Genomic DNA, 17068 nt, shown 5'->3' with positions numbered 1-17068 from the left:
ATGAGCACGCACGCACGCCCGCTTGCTGTATGGCTGGCTGCTGCGCCCGATGCGCAACTCGCCGCACTTTTGCGCGCGCGTGGCGTGCGTGCTGAGGTCGACTGGCTCGACTTCTTCGATGCTGCTGAAGCACTGCTGGATGCAGCATCCATCGATCGAATACTGACGCAGCTGACTCTCCCCGAAGCGACGGCACTTCGTCGTGCGGTGGATGGGCACGATGCCGGTGATCAGACTGAAGCGCTGCTCGCTCTGGCGCTGTTGCGCGATGACGGTACCCCGCCGCCGCCGGTCGCCGAGGCCGTCTCCGCACGTCCTGAGCCGCAGCAATCACCGCAAACGATCCGGCCCACCCTCTCGTCCGCCGACGCGCAAGCTCATGCGGCAGAGCGGGCGTTCACCAGCGTCGCAGCCCTCGCCGACGTGCTGCTGCTCGCCAGGGAGGCGCCGCTGGCACTGCTGACCAATGGGAATCTTGCCGCGGGCGAAAAACGGCGCATGGCCGAGGCCGGGATGCCCAGCGAAACGGCCGACGACCTCATCACGATCGCCGGTGTTGCCGGTCTCGTCACCACGGATGCTCGTCAGGTGCGACTGACAGCCGAGGGCGAGAGCTGGCTGGTGCTGGCGGCATCCGAACGGTGGGCACAACTGGCCGAATCATTCCGTGTCACTCTTCCCCGTGGCCTTCGCACTCCGTCCGGCGGGTGGCTGCCGGTGCCGACGTGGCCTCACCAGCATCCCTGGGATTCGTCGTGGAACGACCGCAGCACCCAGCTTCGCCGACGCGCGCACCTGCTCGGCCTGATCGCTGATGACGGCAGCGAGCCGGCGTGGGTGCTTCCGCTGCGCGATGGCGAGAGCGCGGATGCGACGGCGCTGCAGGCGATGCTGCCCGACGAAGTCGACCGCATCTTCTTGCAGAACGATCTCTCAGCGATCGCTCCCGGCCCACTCGTCCCTGCCCTGGATGTTCGACTGCGCGGCATTGCCACGCGCGAGTCGGCAGCACAGGCATCCTCGTACCGATTCACCGTCGAATCGATCTCGCGTGCGATCGCTGCCGGTGAGACGACATCGTCGATCCTTGAGTTCCTCGACGCGCTGTCGCTGACCGGCATCCCGCAGCCGCTCGAGTATCTCGTTACCCAGACCGCGCAGCGTCATGGCTTGGTTCGCGTCTTCACGGATGATGACACCGGCCGCACCCGCGTCGTCAGCTCGGATGCGACGATGCTCGACGCCCTGGGCGTTGACCAGGCACTACGGCCGATCGGACTGACTCGGGATGCCGAGGGCCTGAGCTCTCGCGTCAGCCGCGACACGGTCTACTGGGCTCTGACGGATGCTCGATACCCGACGACGATCGTCGGGTCGGACGGACTGCCGCAGATTGTGGAACGTAACCCTGCTCCGCCGCGAGCGGATGCCACTCCAGAGACGTATGCTGCGCTGATCACCCGGCTACGCGCCCAGCAGGGGCCGGACGCTGATGCCGCTTGGCTTGACCGCGAGCTGGAAGCGGCAGTGCGCGCCAAGGCCCTGCTGCTGATCGAGATCATGATGCCGGACGGCTCCATCCGCGAAATGCAGCTGGAGGCGAATGGCCTGGGTGGCGGGCGTCTGCGCGGACGCGACCGGGCAGCAGATGTCGAACGCACACTTCCGGTCAAAAGCATCCGCTCAGCGCGCGTCGTCGCCGCAGACACGGCCTCGTGACACCGCAGCGCGGTAGACTGGCCTGCTATGTCTGATGGCCCACTGATCGTCCAGAGCGATCGCACCGTCCTGCTCGAAGTCGCGCACGCAGACGCCGAGAGCGCCCGCCACGAGCTGGCGATCTTCGCCGAGCTGGAGCGCGCTCCCGAGCACATCCACACCTACCGGATCACTCGTCTGGGACTGTGGAATGCGCGGGCAGCCGGCCACACCGCAGAAGAGATGATGGAGACGCTGGAGCGCTGGTCGCGCTTCCCCGTACCGCCATCCGTGGCCGTCGACCTCCGCGAGACGGTGAACCGGTACGGACGTCTCGTGATCGAGCGCGACGACGAGGGTACTCTCCTGCTGCGATCGACGGATCCGGCCGTGCTCACGCAGGTGGCTGGCAACAAGCGCATCCAGCCGCTTCTGATCGGCCACCCGACCCCGGACACCTTCATCGTGGACGCCTGGGCGCGCGGTCAGATCAAGCAGGAGCTGCTCAAGATCGGCTGGCCGGCTGAGGATCTCGCCGGTTACACGCCGGGCACCCCGCATGAGATCGAGCTCGCCGAGGACGGCTGGCAGATTCGTCCCTACCAGCAGGATGCTGTGGATGCCTTCGCCAAGGACGGCTCCGGCGTCGTTGTGCTCCCCTGTGGAGCGGGTAAGACCATCGTCGGTGCGGGAGCGATGGCGACGACCAAGACGACCACGCTAATCCTGGTCACGAACACCGTTTCGGCACGCCAGTGGCGCGATGAGCTCCTCAAGCGCACGTCTCTCACGCCCGAGGAGATCGGCGAGTACTCCGGGCAGGTCAAAGAGGTCAAGCCGGTCACGATCGCCACGTATCAGATCCTCACGGCGAAGCGGAAGGGGCAGTACGCGCACCTGTCACTTCTCGACGAGCTGGACTGGGGCCTCATCATCTACGACGAGGTGCATCTGCTCCCGGCTCCGGTGTTCAAGCTCACCGCCGATCTGCAGGCCCGCCGCCGCATCGGGCTCACCGCCACGCTCGTACGAGAAGACGGTCGCGAAGGCGATGTCTTCAGTCTGATCGGACCGAAGCGTTTTGACGCACCATGGAAGCAGATTGAAGCGCAGGGATTCATCTCCCCGGCTGCCTGCTACGAAGTGCGGGTGGATCTTCCGCCGGATGACCGGATGGAGTACGCGGCCGCAACGGATGAGGATCGCTACCGGCTCGCAGCCTCTGCGCCGGCGAAGATCGACGCGGTTCGCGAGCTGATCGCCAAGCACCCCGGCGAGCGCATTCTCGTGATCGGCCAGTATCTCGACCAGCTCGACACGCTCTCTGATGCGCTGAACGCCCCGCAGATCACCGGGGCGACCCCGGTCGATGACCGCGAGAAGCTGTACCAGCAGTTCCGTACGGGCGAGATCTCACTGTTGGTGGTATCCAAGGTCGCGAACTTCTCGATCGATCTGCCTGAGGCCTCGGTCGCGATCCAGGTCTCGGGATCGTTCGGCTCCCGCCAGGAAGAGGCTCAGCGTCTCGGACGTCTGCTGCGCCCGAAGCAGTCCGGTCACACCGCGAGCTTCTACACGCTCATCGCCCGCGACACCGTCGACCAGGATTACGCGCAGAATCGCCAGCGCTTCCTTGCCGAGCAGGGCTACAGCTACACGATCCTCGACGCCGACGCGCTAGAAGCGGCTTAGCCGGTCACTCCGTATCGTCGGCTGACGCCGGCGCTGTACCGCAGCGCCAGCACGGGCTGACGCGATCGTCCAGCATCGCCCCGCACTCCGGGCACACCTGTGCGAGCCAGCAGGCGGAGTCACCGCCCGTCTCCTCCTCGATCATGCCGTCAGGCTACTCCGCCATCGCAGCCGGCGCAGTGCGGGCGAGCCTTCGCACGCGCGCCCAGCGATCAGCAAGAAGCGCATACACGATCATCGTAATCACGGATGCGATGAGGTCAGCGGGGGCTCCCTCTGTCGCGTTCGCGTCGACGAGCGAGAAGGAGCCGAATACGAAGATCAGTCCGTTGTTCACGATGTGCATCGCGATCGCGGCTTCAAGACCTCCGGTGCGCCAGGTCAGCCACGCTGCGACGATGGCGAAGACTCCGACGCTGAGCCCGCCCCAGATGTCGTAACCGTGACGAGTGCAGGCAGCATCAGGATCAACGGCACCATCAGAGCGACGAACAACCAGGGTTCATGTGTCGATCTTCGTCCCACCACTGCGGCATCCGCATCGACCGAAAGAGCGGGCGGTGACCGCCATCGGTCATCCTTTCGGTCGATACGTCGCCTCGCACCAGCCCCCTAGTCTTAATACGTGACCTCTCGTTCGTCTTCTGCACGCGGGCGCTGGTGGAGCGGCTTCTGGCGCTGGGCCTGCGCTGCATTCATCGGAATGCTGGTCTTCGTCGGCGGCTACGGAATCGAATTGGAACCCGTCGATCCGAACGGCCAGGAACTGGCGGCGATCGGCGCCCGCATGCTGATCGATGTGGCCCTCGGCATCGTCGTGCTCGGCCTGTACGCATTCCGCCGCCGTGCCCCGCGGGTCATTCCCGCAGTGGGAATCGCGTTGACCGCGTTCTCCTGGCTGGGTGCTGGCGCTGCCGCTGCCCTCCTCGTATTCGTCTCCGCCCGCAGGCGTCCGTCGGAAATCATCGTCGCCGCGACGCTGTACACCGCGGTGAACTGCATCGACATCACAGTGCACCCGTTCGATGACGGCACACCGTGGTGGCTGGTGCTCATCATCGGTGGAATTCTCACGGGTGCATTGGTCCTGCTCGGCCTTCTGATCGGCGCACGACGGCAGCTGGATGAGGCGGCCGACGCCGCGCACACGGCGCAGGTACAGCAGGCGCGCACCCAAGAGCGATCGCGTATCGCTCGCGAGATGCACGATGTGCTGGGACACCGATTGTCGCTCATCGCCGTGCACGCCGGTGCGCTCGAGTATCGCCGGGATCTTTCTCCACAGCAGTCTGCGGAGGCGGCCGGGGTGATCCGCGAGAACTCCCACCGGGCGCTGGAGGAGCTGCGTGATGTGCTCGGGGTTCTTCACGACGAAGTTCCGGGTGACACGGAGCGCACTCCGCAGCCGGTTGCTGCCGATATCCATACGCTGATCGCCGATGCGCGCGCGGCAGGAAGCCCGATCGTGATCAGTGCGCTGGAGACCGACGCCGTGCCGGCAGAGCTCGGCCGTCACCTGTTCCGGATCGTGCAGGAGATGCTCACCAATGCTCGCAAGCACGCTCCTGGCGAGCGCGTCTTCCTCCAGCTGACCTCGGATGCCGTCACCGGTGTGCGTCTGTCCGCTCAGAACCATGTGGGCGCGCCCGTCGCCCCGCCCGGTTTCGGACTCACCGGCGTCGCGGAACGCGTCCGTCTGGCCGGCGGCGAGCTCATCATCGACGACACGGACGGATGCTTTCGAGTCGAGGTGGTACTGCCATGGCCGAGTTGAGCGTCCTGCTCGTCGATGACGAACAGCTCGTGCGCACGGGCCTTCGCCTGCTGCTGGATGGCAGCGATGGTATCCGTATCGCCGGTGAAGCAGCCGACGGCGAAGCAGCGATCGAGGCGACGCTTCGGCTGCGACCCGATGTGGTGCTGATGGACATCCGGATGCCTCGGCTCGACGGCATCCGCGCGACAGCACGCATCCTCGCCGAGCGACCCGAAGCGCGCATCGTCATGCTGACGACATTCGACGCCGACGCCGAAGTGCTCAGTGCACTGGAGAGCGGTGCGATGGGCTTCCTGCTCAAGGACACACCGCCGGCGGAGCTGATCGCGGCGTTGCATCAGGTCGCAGACGATCGGATGATGCTCTCCCCTTCAGTCACTCGCCAGCTGGTCGTCGCCGCCACCGACAGTCGGGTCGCCGATCGACGCCGACTCGCAAACGCCCGGCTCAGTGCACTCACCACCCGTGAACGGGAGGTCGCAGGCGCGGTCGCACGCGGTCTGAGCAACGCCGAGATCGCTCGTGAGCTGTTCCTCAGCCTCGCGACCGTGAAGACCCATGTGGGCCGGATTATGGACAAGCTTCCGGCGGCTAATCGCGTGCAGATCGCCGTCTGTGTGCACGAAGCTGGGGATGACAAATCGGGCGCTCCGCAAGATAACCAGCCACTACATCACTGAAGTCACCATAATGGGGTCATGACTGATGCGCGCATTCTGGTGGTCGACGACGAGCCGAACATCCGCGACCTGCTGTCCACGGGCTTAAGCTTCGCCGGATTCCAGGTGAGGACGGTGGCAAACGGTGCGGCGACGATCTCGGCTGTCCTCGAAGAGGAGCCGGACCTCATCATCCTCGATGTCATGCTCCCGGATATGAACGGGTTCAGCGTGACCAAGCGCCTGCGCGGAGCAGGATTCACCGCACCGATCCTGTTCCTCACCGCGAAGGACGATACGCAGGACAAGATCGAAGGGTTGAACGCCGGCGGCGACGACTACGTCACCAAGCCCTTCGCGCTCGATGAGATCGTCGCCCGTGCACAGGCGATTCTGCGCCGCACCATGCAGGCAGATGAGGAGTCGATCATTCGTGCGGGTGAGCTGTCAATGGATCAGGACACCCACGATGTCTTCGTCGGCAAGGAGCCGATCGAGCTGAGCCCCACCGAGTTCAAGCTGTTGCGCTACCTCATGCTGAACCCGAACCGCGTGCTGTCGAAGGCTCAGATCCTCGACCACGTGTGGGAGTACGACTTCAACGGCGATGCCGGCATCGTTGAAAGCTACATCTCTTATCTGCGCCGCAAGATCGATCCGCTCACCGAAGAATCTGTTATCCAGACCAAGCGCGGCTTCGGCTACATGCTGAAGGTGGGCAAGTAGTCCGCGAGGAGAACCCGCATGGGCACTCAGCCTGACGCGATCACCGGATGGTGGCGGCGCATCAGCCTCCGCGCGAAGGTCACCGGCGTCACCGTTGCTGTCCTTGCGCTCGGATTGCTGGTTGCCGGCATCGGCACCGTGCCGCTGTTGCGCAATTCGCTGGTCCACAACATCGAGACGCAACTGCCGTCTCTGGTGACCAGCGATCTGACCAGCCGGTGGTTCCACCTTCAGTCTGTCGGCGGAGAGCTGCAGGTGAGTGACGCCGAGACCGCACCACGTTCGTCCGATTACGTCTTCGCCGTCTACGCAGCCGACGGCACACAGCTGGCACAGGCGCCCCGCCTGTCTGACCCCGAAGCACAACCACTGTTTCCCGAGACCTTCACGCTGGAGCAGGCATACGCGCTCGAGGGCGAGATCATCACGCTGGAGAGCGCGGACGGCAGCGTGTTCCGCGCATCCGTCGCCGGGCGCGGCGGCCCCGGCTCCACGCTGTACGTGCAATATGTGGCTTTGCCACTGGCAGAAGCGGATGCCATCATCGGGCAGTACTTCGCCGTTTACACCACCGTCGCGCTCGTCACGACGCTGATCGCCGCGCTCCTGATCCGCGGCCTCGTCACGTTGACGTTCCGCCGGCTGGGGCAGGTGGAGTCCACCGCAATGCTGATCGCCTCTGGCGACTTCAGCCAGCGCCTTACCGATCTGGAGCCGTCCACCGAGGTCGGCCGGCTCAACTTCGCGATCAATACGATGCTCGAGCGCATTGATCAGTCCATCGCCCAGCGTGACCGCACCGTGCGCCATATGCGCCGTTTCATCGGCGACGCCAGTCATGAGCTGCGCACTCCGCTGGTGAGCGTGCGCGGCTACGCCGAGCTGTACCGCATGGGAGCGATTCGCGGCGACGAGGACACTGCTCGGGCGATGGAGCGCATCGAGAAGGAGGCGATCCGGATGGGCGTGCTCGTCGAGGATCTGCTCGCCCTCGCGCGCCTGGACGAAGAACCCGAACTGCAGATCGTGGCGCTGGATCTGCGGCCGGTGGCCCGCGACGCAGCCCTCGACCTGCGTGCTGCCGCCCCGCGACGGACGATCACCGTCATCGACAAGACTCTGGATGCTGTCGCCACCACGCCGATCCGCATCCCCCCCTCCTCCCCGCAGACGAGCAGCACTCCGGCAGCCCGAGCCCGGGCCAGCGCGCTCGCTCGACTGCGCCGGAAGCCTCGCAACTCCGGGCCGGCGATGCCCGAGATCGACTTCACGGAAGCCGAAGACATCCCGGTGCGGACACCGCCGATCGTTTTGGGCGAAGAGAACAAGATCCGTCAGGTCATCGCGAATCTCCTGGGCAACGCGCGCCGGTTCTCGGCAGAAGATAGCCCGATTGAGCTCGTCGTCGATTCGGATCGTTTAGCTGGTACTGCAAGCATCGCGATCGTCGATCATGGTGAGGGCATCCCCCCGCAGATCCGCGAACAGATCTTCGAGCGCTTCTGGCGCGCCGATACCTCCCGCGCCAGGGAGACCGGCGGCTCGGGCCTCGGCTTGGCGATCGTGTCGTCGATCGTGGCGGCGCTGCACGGCAGCGTGCGCGTCGACGAGACACCCCAGGGCGGCGCTACCTTCACCGTGACGTTCCCGCTCGCTTCGGCGCAGGCGACGCCGGAGCACCTACTGGCAGACACGCAACCGCTGGAGCGCTTGGACCTCGACCAGCTCTGAGCCGGGCAGCAGGGACTCTTTCTGCACAGCTGCGGGATCTCGGCGGTCATCCACCGAACACGGGTTCCGCGCTCCTGCGCAGTCCCGCGCTCTCGTAGCGTATGAGCTCCGACGAGAGGAGTTCCCATGTCCGTATACACCGTTGACACTGAGGCCGTCTTTGCCGCCAACGCGGCAGCACGAGCCACGATGGAGCGACTGCGCAGCGAGTCGCTCGCATTGAAAGCGCAGCTCACCCAGTTGCAGTCGTCCTGGACCGGCGCAGCATCGGTCGCGTTCCAAGGATGTAGCGATCAGTGGAGTGCCGCGCAGATGCACGTCGAGCAGGTGCTGGATTCGATTGGCGTGGCACTGGGCTCTGCGGCAACGCAGTACTCCGATGCCGATCAGTACTCGGCAAGCCTGTTCCGCTGACCCTTCGACGCAACGCAGAAGCGGGGAGGGAAGAAACAAGGCGGGGCTGCTTTTTGGGTGGTGNGCAACGCAGAAGCGCCCCGGCCGAGGCCGGGGCGCTTCTGTCTGTGCGTGTGGACTTAGAAGTCCATGCCACCCGTCGGGTCGCCAGCAGGAGCGGCGGCCTTCTCGGGCTTGTCAGCGACAACGACCTCAGTGGTGAGGAAGAGGCCGGCGATCGAGGCTGCGTTCTGCAGCGCCGAGCGCGTCACCTTGGCGGGGTCGATGATGCCAGCGGCGAACATCTCCACGTACTCACCGGTTGCGGCGTTGAGGCCGTGACCGCTGGGCAGCTCGGAGACCTTGTGCGACACGACACCGGGCTCGAGACCGGCGTTGAGCGCGATCTGCTTGAGCGGAGCCGAGATGGCCACGCGCACGATGTTCGCGCCCGTTGCCTCGTCACCGGTGAGCTCGAGAGTGTCGAGCGCCTTGGTGCCGGCCTGGATAAGCGCGACGCCACCACCGGGGACGATGCCCTCTTCGACGGCTGCCTTCGCGTTACGAACGGCGTCCTCGATGCGGTGCTTGCGCTCCTTGAGCTCGACCTCGGTTGCTGCTCCGGCCTTGATGACCGCAACGCCACCAGCAAGCTTCGCAAGACGCTCCTGGAGCTTCTCACGGTCGTAGTCGCTGTCGGTGTTCTCGATCTCGCGGCGGATCTGGGTCACGCGACCCTCGATCTGCTCGGTCTCGCCAGCACCCTCAACGATGGTGGTCTCGTCCTTGGTGATGATGACCTTGCGGGCACGACCCAAGAGGTCGAGCGTGGTGTTCTCGAGCTTGAGGCCGACCTCTTCGGTGATGACCTGTCCACCCGTGAGGATCGCGATGTCCTGCAGCTGAGCCTTGCGACGGTCGCCGAAGCCGGGAGCCTTGACGGCAGCCGACTTGAAGATGCCGCGGATCTTGTTCAGCACCAGAGTCGCGAGGGCTTCACCCTCGACGTCCTCAGCGATGATGACGAGCTCCTTGCCGTCCTGGATCACCTTGTCGACGATCGGGAGAAGATCCTTGATGTTCGAGATCTTCGAGTTCGCGATGAGGATGTACGGCTCCTCGAACACGGCTTCCTGGCGGTCTGCATCCGTCACGAAGTACGGGTTCAGGTAGCCCTTGTCGAAGCGCATGCCCTCGGTGAGCTCAAGCTCGGTGCCGAAGGTCTGCGACTCCTCAACGGTGACGACACCTTCCTTGCCGACCTTGTCGATGGCCTCGGCGATGAGTTCGCCGATCTCGGTGTCAGCAGCAGAGATCGAAGCGGTAGCCGCGATCTGCTCCTTGGAGTCGATCTCCTTGGCGCTGGCGAGCAGCTCCGCGGTGATCGCCGCAACAGCCTTCTCGATGCCGCGCTTGAGCGAGATCGGGTCTGCACCGGCTGCGACGTTGCGCAGGCCTTCGCGGACAAGTGCCTGAGCGAGGACGGTCGCGGTGGTGGTTCCGTCACCTGCGACGTCGTCGGTCTTCTTGGCGACCTCCTTGACGAGCTCCGCGCCGATCTTCTCGTACGGGTCGTCCAGCTCGATCTCCTTGGCGATCGACACACCGTCGTTCGTGATCGTGGGGGCGCCCCACTTCTTCTCGAGAACAACGTTGCGACCGCGCGGGCCGAGGGTCACCTTGACAGCGTCGGCGAGGATGTTCAGGCCGCGCTCGAGACCGCGACGGGCCTCCTCATCGAAAGCGATGATCTTTGCCATGAGTTTTGTCGTCCCTCCTGGACGTAGACGTTCTGGTTAGCACTCACAGTGCGAGAGTGCTAACGCCCATTCTGGCACTCGACCCCATCGAGTGCAAGCCACGGGACGTCTATTCTGCGGGAGTCTCCGCAGACTCGGGAGCGGCGGCCGTACGGTCGAGGCCGATGACGACAACGAGTTGCTTCTGCTCCGGGTCATTCGGGTCCGCGTAAAAATCGCTCTGCTCGACCTGAGCCCCGCCGATGAGATCGGCCAGGCCGATTGCAGCGAGCTCATCCGCAGTCGATGCGTAGTAAATCGTCGTGTCCGCGAACTCCGGAGATTCGGCCAGTCCGGTAGTCACGCCGTCGGCGGTCCAACCCGCGTTGAGCAGCGTGTCACGCAGCTGCACATCGAGGCCCTCCTCCGATGTGGCATTGAGCACGATCACCGAATACGTCGTATCAACGACACCCTGCACCTCGGGCGCGGACGGTCCGGGAGTATCCGCGTCCGGGAACAGCGCGATGCGGCCCATCATCACGAGGGCGACGAAGATGCCGACCACGATGATCACGAGGGCGGCAACGAGCGACCACAGCAGCACGACCCAGCCGTTCATTCCGGGGGCTTCGGCGCGATGAGCTCCTACGCGTCCAGAGGAACGGGGAACATCATCGAAGCGATCTTTGACGAGCTGAGTCACTCGTCGATGTTATCGGGCACGGCCTTGGAATCCACTCTCAATGCCGTTCGGTGACGCTTCAGCCGGCGAATCCACGCATTCGCGACACCCGCTGGTCTGCTTTTTTCTCGCGCAGCCGACGCAAACGCCGCACGAGCAGCGGGTCATGATCGAGTGCCTGCTCGGTATCGATCAGGCGTCCGAGCAATTGGTAGTAGCGTGCCGGGCTCATGCCGAGCTTTGCGCGGATCGCTTCTTCCTTCGCTCCGCCGTGCCGCGGCCACGCCGACTCCAGCGCGAGGATCGCACGATCGCGATCGGTGAGGTCTCCGAGCATGCGTCCAGGCTAGGCGCGGCACGCCCCGAACGCGGCACGCCACTCCCACCAGCGCCCCAATGGGTCGGCTGCGCCGCGCACCTGCCCGTCCAGCGCGACGACGAATCCCGGCCAGTCGTCGGCGTCGACGGCCGGATGCCAGGCGTCGTGCAGCGCCGGGGCATCGATCGTGATCCACCGGGCCGGAAGCTGCTGCAGCTGAGCGATCAGCGCGTGCCGCGCCTGCCTCGGGATGTGTACAAGCACGCCCGGCGTGGTGATCACCAGCGTCGCTTCGGCAGGTGCGGATGCGGCGAGCGCAGCGACCTCGTCGCCGGCATCCCCCGCCACCAGCAGGGGCGGATCCGCTGCCACGATGTCGAGAGCTGCGACGATGCGCTCCTGACGTCCGGTTTCGCCCGGCCAGACGAGAGCCTGCAACCAGGCGCGGTCGCGTTCCTCTCGCGCGTCGAGCGGATCGAGGTCGATTCCGGCCCGCCAGACGATCTGCGGCATCCGCATCGCTGGCATGCGTCCGCGCACCTGACTGGTGAGGATGACCTCGGAGGCCCCGTCTGCAGGGTCGAGCGCTGCCTGTAGGTGTCCGGCGGCATCGAGGAAACGATACGAGTAGCGATCGGGGTACAGGCAGAGACCGGCGGATGCCCCGATCTCCAACAGCGCGATCGGCCCCGCGATCTCGGAGAGCACGGGCAACAGCGGCCCCAGGCGCAGTGGTTCGTTGGTCTGCACCCGTCGCGCGGCGCATTCGGCGACGACCTCGTCGGCGTGCGTGAGCAGAAACTCCCGCCACTGGTCGAATCCGTCGAGTTTCACCCCGAGCATCCGGGTCACGGCGAATACCAACGGCGGTTGCCGGTGCGTCTCCGGGATGCGCGCGAGCACTGCTTGAACCTCGGCGTCGCCGGCGACCCCTGCCGCCCACTGCTCGTACAGCGCGGAGCGGCCCGGCGCTTCGTCACGGGCGAAGCGGTCGTAGCGTTCGCGCACAGCATCCGTCATCTGTCCATTCTCGCGTGCCGGAGCGGCCCCGATCGGCCTCGTGAGGGGGACAATGGAGAGGAACCAGGAGGACTGATGGACTACAGCGTGAAGAAGACGGATGCCGAGTGGCGCGAGCAGCTCGGCGATGAGGAGTTCTCGGTATTGCGCAAAGCCGCGACCGAGCGCGCGTGGACCGGCGAGCTGCTCGATGAGGAGCGCTCCGGGCTGTACACCTGCGGCGCTTGTGATGCGGAACTGTTCAAGAGCGGTACGAAGTTCGATTCCGGATGCGGGTGGCCGAGCTTCTACGAATCGATCCGCCCGGATGCCGTGCAGCTGATCGAAGACAACACGCTGGGCATGCAGCGCACCGAAGTACGCTGCGCCGCCTGCGGCTCGCACCTCGGGCATGTGTTCCCGGACGGATTCGGCACGCCCACCGGCGACCGTTACTGCATGAACTCGCTGGCACTGAACTTTTCTCCCGAAGCTCCCCCGGCGTGAGCGCACTCGAGGCGGCGCTGGCGCGTCAGTCTTGGTCGAAGGTCACCGATGATGCGCCGACCAGGCAAGAGTTGCTGGCGCTGGTTGCCGCAGCAGGGCGCGTCGCTGATCATTCCGCGTTGCAGCCGTGGCGGCTGATCGAGCTGCGCGGTGACGACCGGTTGGCGCTGGGCGCAGCGATCGCGAAAGCGCAGGGCGACACGAAACCGTCAACCAAACCACTGCGGGCGTCGTTGCTGATTGCGGTCGTGGCAAGCTTCCGCAAGAGCGACAAGGTGCCGCACTGGGAACAGGAAGCAGTCGCTTCAGGAGTCGCGCATACTCTCAGCCTGCTGCTGGATGAAGCCGGGTGGGGCGTCATCTGGCGCACTGGCGGACACACGCGTTCGAAGCCGGTCGCGAAGGTTCACGGATTGAAGAAGAACGAACAGCTGCTGGGCTGGCTGTACGTCGGCGGCAAGCCCGCGGGCAAGTCTCCGGGGCGCCGCAAGAGCGTCGACGCGTCGGCGCTCCTCACCGAGATGCCCCGCCCCGCTTCAACCTCCGGTCATTGAGCGGCGAAGCGCGAGAAACAACGCTCACCGTTTTCTGCGCCACGGCACGGCGACCACGACGGATGCCACCGCAACCAGAACCATCGTCACCAGCTGCCATAACGCCGGCCCCGCGGTGGTCGGCCAGAGCAGGTCGATCACGACCGAGGTGACGAGCTGACCGAGGACGGCTCCGAGACCGAGCAGCAGCACACCGGTGTGCGCGACGATCACAGCTCCCAGCAGGATGTACACGAACCCGAGCAACCCGCCGACGTACAGCCACGGTTCGCTGGGCAGAGCGGCCGGCATCCCGCGCACCAGAATGCTGATCCCCGCGGCCACGCACAGCACCAGGGTTCCGGTGATGAAGCTCATCAGGGTTGCCGTCATCGGAGACTGGATCTGCCGTGCGAGGCGTCCGTTCGTCGCCACCTGCCACGCGATACCGATGCCGGCGGCAAGAGGCAGCAGAAGCAGCCACAGCGGCGTGCGGGCCAGCACGTCTCCGCTGAGCGAGATGCCGACGGCGACCAACGCCAGCGCGCCGCCAAGCACCCGTCCCGGGGTGACGGCGACCACTCCGGATGGTCCGAAGCCGATACGATCCAACACCAGACCGTTCATGGTCTGCCCGGCGACGACTCCGACGGTGAACAGCGAGACGCCGAGGACACCGGCTGTCACGCCCTGTGTTGAGACGGTGAGTGCGCCGCAGGCGCCGCCCAGTAGCATCCATACCGGAATCGAACGCGAGCGGACGCCTCGCCACAGCCGCGCGACGCTCGCCCGGGAGCTCGGCGCTGTCGCGGTAATGACGATGAGGACGACGAGTCCGACGCCGAACGAGATGAGACCGGCGATGATCCCATCATCAATCCGCGCACCCAGCACACCGTTCACCCGGGCCTGAATCGCGGTCATCGCACCGATGGAAGCTGCACCGGCCAGGGCAATGGGGGCAGGTATCGCCCGCGTCTCAGTCACCCGAGCACACTACCCGAGTCCCAGCGAATGTCCGTGGGCGGGACTACTCTTGCCGCATGTGCGCGAGTTATGGGTTGGATCCGCGGTTCACCGACGCTGAGCTGCTGGCCGAGGCCGACGCCGACATCCTCGACGGTCTGCGCGTCTGGGCTGAGCGCAACGCCGGTGAGACGGTGCGTCCGACCGGCAAGAATCTGCGCAATTTGAATCCGCTGGTCGTGCCGCGCGATGGGGACGCAGCGTGGGAAGCATCTTGGTGGGGGTATCTTGTCCGCGGTGAACCGGCGAAGTTCCCGTCCATCAACACGCGATCCGAACGGCTGCAAGAGCGGCCCGGCGGGTTGAAAGGCCGCGGAATCGTGCCGATGAGCAGCTGGTTCGAGATGCACAAGCCCGACCGCATCTGGCAAGAGTTCGCCCTCGACAATGACGCCTTGTTCGGGGTGGCCGCCGTCACGCAGCCCGGCCGCACCGCCGATGGTGAAGAATTCACCTGCTATTCGATCGTGATGCGTCCGGCCGCCGATCATCTTTCCGAAGTGCACGACCGGATGCCCGTACTCATCCCGACCGCGTTCGCGCACGACTGGCTGCACGCCGACGGCGGTCGCGAGATCATCGATGAGGCACTCCTCGCAGCGGCATCCCTCGATGAGCGGGTGACGGTCACTCCACGTAAGAGCGACAAGGGCGCAGCGGACCGGCTGTTCTGAAGGCGGGAGCCTCAGGCCGCGGGCAGCAGCGCGCGCTTCAACTGCTCGCGCACGCCAGCATCGACACCGGCCTCGTCGAGGTACCCGAGCACACTGCCGAACTCGCTGTCGATCCACTCCAGCACCCCGCTGAGCAGCGTCGGCGGTGAACCAGCGAGAACCTCGACGAGCTGATCCGTCACCGGGACGCGAAAGCGTCGTATCTTTCGCAGCATCCGCTCTGTCCACTCCCCCGAAAGATTCGCCGCTGTCGCGGCATAATCGGCGAGGATCACGTCTCGATCGATCCCGATCGCCGTCAGGGCGAGGGCGGCGACCAGACCGGTGCGATCCTTGCCGGCTGTGCAGTGCACGAGGGTCGCGCCGTCAGCCGCGGCGATGGTGCGCAGCACTCGGCCGAAATCGTTCTGGTGCCGGGCGAGCACGACTTCGTAGACCTCGCGCAGCGTCACCGTCTTCGGGTCGACATTCGGCGGCGCACCATCCATAGGAACGGAGAGATAATCCACGCCAGTGCCGCGCAGACGATCGCGCCCACCGATTCGCCGGTCGAACCCTGAGCGCAGGTCGATGACCTGCCGGATGCCGAACTCCCGCAGCGTGCTTCGTCCGACGCGGGTGAGACGGTGAAGCGCATCCGAGCGGTACAGCACTCCCGGCTTCAGCACCCCAGGAGCAACCTCGCGGAAGTTGAACGTGCCCGGCACATTGAGCCGTGTGATCCCGACATCCATGCGGCCATGCTAGCCGCGCCCACGCACCCGTCGGCTAGCGTGGGGCTCTGGAGGATGAGACATGACCGATGAGAAGCCGCGTCCGCGCGCTCTGCGCGACGGCACCGTCGAACCGCGATTCGCTGCCCGCTATGCCACCATCGACGAAGTCGCAGCGCTCATGGGCGTGACGCCGGTGTCGTTGCGCCAGACGATGCGCCGACGCGATTCCGGTGAAGCATCCGCGGCGAGCGATGCGTTCATCGATCCGATCGGCAATGTCTCCGGCTATTTGTGGGACCGCGACGATCTCACACCCGAGGCGATCGAAGCCTGGCACAACCGTCCGCGGCGTGGGCGCAAGCCCGGTACCGGCAGCTGACTCAGCAGGTGACCTTCAGCGTTGCGGTGGGAAGCTGCGTGCCAGCCTGATCCCACGCTCCGCCCACGACGATCAGGTCGGTGTCGCTGAAGTCAGCGACCACGATATGACCTGCGACGGTCCCCATCGCGACGAATTCATCGGTGCTCTGCAACTTGGCCGTCGCCCCGAAGTCGATGCGTGCTTCGCCGTGCGGGAGGTCGGTGAGTGCACCGAAGTCGCCATTCAGATACCCGACTTGCTCTCCTGCATCGTCGTATGCCATGCCGTGAAACAGGGCGTCCTCGGTTCCGCTGAGTGAGCAGAACTCCAGCTGAGCGGAATACGAAGTGTCGCCGTAGCTCAGTACGGCTTCGCCCTGAGCGCTGGATGCTCCCGCTTCGTCCTCGTCGCTTGCGGTGGACGCACCCGCTTCGTTCTCGTCGCTTGCGGTGGTGGTGTCTAACTGTGCGCCGGCGCCCGACGATGCCGGTTCATTGCTGGCCGGTGAACCACAACCGGCAAGGAGCAGTGCGGCAATTCCAGTGACGATGACTGTGGACAGGGAAGTGACTGTGTTGCGCGGCATCTTGATCCAGTTCCAATCACGAGGCCACCAGGACACGGACGTGCGATGGCAAACTGTGGCTCACGGTAGCAGGGTTCCTCACCCGCTGGGGGCAGAGCAACAGCACACGATGCTGATAAACCATTGGACCAGGTGTTTACATGGAGCCGACTGCGAGGTTCGAACTCGCGACATCCTGTTTACAAGACAGGTGCTCTACCAGCTGAGCTAAGTCGGCATGCGGCACCGGAAACGATCCCGCACTACA

Annotated in this window: 19 protein-coding genes and 1 tRNA gene; 11 read left to right on the top strand and 9 right to left on the bottom strand. The window is 65.3% G+C overall.

Annotated elements, in window-relative coordinates; genetic code table 11:
* Positions 1-1719 carry a helicase-associated domain-containing protein gene (locus ACW5CM_RS10035; RefSeq protein ID WP_457124912.1) on the top strand — a complete coding sequence of 573 codons (1719 nt, stop codon included), beginning with the start codon at positions 1-3 and terminating at the stop codon, positions 1717-1719.
* A 27-nt stretch (positions 1720-1746) separates the two neighbouring features.
* The gene (locus ACW5CM_RS10030; RefSeq protein ID WP_438254893.1) at positions 1747-3390 is read left to right on the top strand and encodes a DNA repair helicase XPB; all 1644 of its coding nucleotides are present in this window, start codon (positions 1747-1749) and stop codon (positions 3388-3390) included.
* Between the two features lie 154 nt (positions 3391-3544).
* Here ACW5CM_RS10030 and ACW5CM_RS10025 read toward each other — a convergent pair whose 3' ends face one another.
* Positions 3545-3736, bottom strand: a complete 192-nt coding sequence (locus tag ACW5CM_RS10025) for a hypothetical protein (RefSeq protein ID WP_457124911.1) — start codon at positions 3734-3736, stop codon at positions 3545-3547.
* A 279-nt stretch (positions 3737-4015) separates the two neighbouring features.
* On the opposite strand from ACW5CM_RS10025, the gene ACW5CM_RS10020 reads away from it, so the two are divergent.
* The 5 genes from ACW5CM_RS10020 (at position 4016) to ACW5CM_RS10000 (ending at position 8697) form a co-directional block, all read left to right on the top strand.
* Positions 4016-5164 (top strand): sensor histidine kinase, encoded by a 1149-nt coding sequence (locus tag ACW5CM_RS10020; RefSeq protein WP_457124910.1) that lies wholly within the window; start codon positions 4016-4018, stop codon positions 5162-5164.
* Complete coding sequence (locus ACW5CM_RS10015) at positions 5152-5847, top strand: response regulator (RefSeq protein WP_457124909.1); 696 nt, start codon at positions 5152-5154, stop codon at positions 5845-5847. The genes ACW5CM_RS10020 and ACW5CM_RS10015 overlap by 13 nt, the downstream gene beginning before the upstream one ends.
* Positions 5848-5865: 18 nt before the next feature.
* Complete coding sequence (locus tag ACW5CM_RS10010) at positions 5866-6552, top strand: response regulator transcription factor (RefSeq protein ID WP_438254889.1); 687 nt, start codon at positions 5866-5868, stop codon at positions 6550-6552.
* An 18-nt stretch (positions 6553-6570) separates the two neighbouring features.
* Positions 6571-8283, top strand: a complete 1713-nt coding sequence (locus tag ACW5CM_RS10005) for a sensor histidine kinase (protein ID WP_457124908.1) — start codon at positions 6571-6573, stop codon at positions 8281-8283.
* A gap of 126 nt (positions 8284-8409) precedes the next feature.
* Positions 8410-8697, top strand: a complete 288-nt coding sequence (locus ACW5CM_RS10000; protein WP_438254886.1) for a WXG100 family type VII secretion target — start codon at positions 8410-8412, stop codon at positions 8695-8697.
* A 119-nt stretch (positions 8698-8816) separates the two neighbouring features.
* Here ACW5CM_RS10000 and groL read toward each other — a convergent pair whose 3' ends face one another.
* The 4 genes from groL to ACW5CM_RS09980 all read right to left on the bottom strand — a co-directional run bounded on the left by groL (position 8817) and on the right by ACW5CM_RS09980 (position 12439).
* The gene (gene groL / locus ACW5CM_RS09995) at positions 8817-10436 is read right to left on the bottom strand and encodes a chaperonin GroEL (protein ID WP_438254885.1); all 1620 of its coding nucleotides are present in this window, start codon (positions 10434-10436) and stop codon (positions 8817-8819) included.
* A gap of 109 nt (positions 10437-10545) precedes the next feature.
* Entirely contained in the window at positions 10546-11121 is a 576-nt protein-coding gene (locus ACW5CM_RS09990) for a LytR C-terminal domain-containing protein (RefSeq protein WP_439255913.1), read from the bottom strand.
* 58 nt (positions 11122-11179) lie between these two features.
* Positions 11180-11437 (bottom strand): DUF3263 domain-containing protein, encoded by a 258-nt coding sequence (locus ACW5CM_RS09985; protein ID WP_438254883.1) that lies wholly within the window; start codon positions 11435-11437, stop codon positions 11180-11182.
* Between the two features lie 9 nt (positions 11438-11446).
* Positions 11447-12439 carry a DUF2332 family protein gene (locus tag ACW5CM_RS09980; RefSeq protein WP_457124907.1) on the bottom strand — a complete coding sequence of 331 codons (993 nt, stop codon included), beginning with the start codon at positions 12437-12439 and terminating at the stop codon, positions 11447-11449.
* A 75-nt stretch (positions 12440-12514) separates the two neighbouring features.
* On the opposite strand from ACW5CM_RS09980, the gene msrB reads away from it, so the two are divergent.
* Positions 12515-12925: a peptide-methionine (R)-S-oxide reductase MsrB gene (gene msrB / locus ACW5CM_RS09975; RefSeq protein ID WP_438254880.1), complete on the top strand. Its 411-nt coding sequence runs from the start codon at positions 12515-12517 to the stop codon at positions 12923-12925.
* Positions 12922-13479 (top strand): nitroreductase family protein, encoded by a 558-nt coding sequence (locus tag ACW5CM_RS09970; RefSeq protein ID WP_457124906.1) that lies wholly within the window; start codon positions 12922-12924, stop codon positions 13477-13479. The genes msrB and ACW5CM_RS09970 overlap by 4 nt, the downstream gene beginning before the upstream one ends.
* A gap of 24 nt (positions 13480-13503) precedes the next feature.
* Here the strand turns inward: ACW5CM_RS09970 and ACW5CM_RS09965 are convergent, their stop codons facing one another.
* A complete protein-coding gene (locus ACW5CM_RS09965; RefSeq protein ID WP_457124905.1) occupies positions 13504-14445 on the bottom strand; it encodes a DMT family transporter in 942 nt (313 codons plus the stop codon).
* A gap of 56 nt (positions 14446-14501) precedes the next feature.
* On the opposite strand from ACW5CM_RS09965, the gene ACW5CM_RS09960 reads away from it, so the two are divergent.
* Positions 14502-15158, top strand: coding sequence for an SOS response-associated peptidase family protein (locus tag ACW5CM_RS09960; protein WP_457124904.1), 657 nt, complete (start codon positions 14502-14504; stop codon positions 15156-15158).
* An 11-nt stretch (positions 15159-15169) separates the two neighbouring features.
* Here ACW5CM_RS09960 and ACW5CM_RS09955 read toward each other — a convergent pair whose 3' ends face one another.
* Complete coding sequence (locus ACW5CM_RS09955) at positions 15170-15892, bottom strand: tyrosine-protein phosphatase (RefSeq protein ID WP_457124903.1); 723 nt, start codon at positions 15890-15892, stop codon at positions 15170-15172.
* A gap of 61 nt (positions 15893-15953) precedes the next feature.
* Here ACW5CM_RS09955 and ACW5CM_RS09950 point away from each other — a divergent pair, with 61 nt between their 5' ends.
* The gene (locus ACW5CM_RS09950) at positions 15954-16253 is read left to right on the top strand and encodes a hypothetical protein (RefSeq protein WP_439255906.1); all 300 of its coding nucleotides are present in this window, start codon (positions 15954-15956) and stop codon (positions 16251-16253) included.
* Between the two features lies 1 nt (position 16254).
* On the opposite strand, the gene ACW5CM_RS09945 is transcribed toward ACW5CM_RS09950, so the two are convergent.
* Positions 16255-16821, bottom strand: a complete 567-nt coding sequence (locus ACW5CM_RS09945) for a hypothetical protein (RefSeq protein ID WP_457124902.1) — start codon at positions 16819-16821, stop codon at positions 16255-16257.
* 141 nt (positions 16822-16962) lie between these two features.
* A tRNA-Thr gene (locus tag ACW5CM_RS09940) sits at positions 16963-17038 on the bottom strand.
* Positions 17039-17068 lie beyond the last annotated feature (30 nt).

This window comes from Microbacterium wangyouchuni (assembly GCF_054072595.1).
This window is presented reverse-complemented; position numbering and strand designations above follow the sequence as displayed.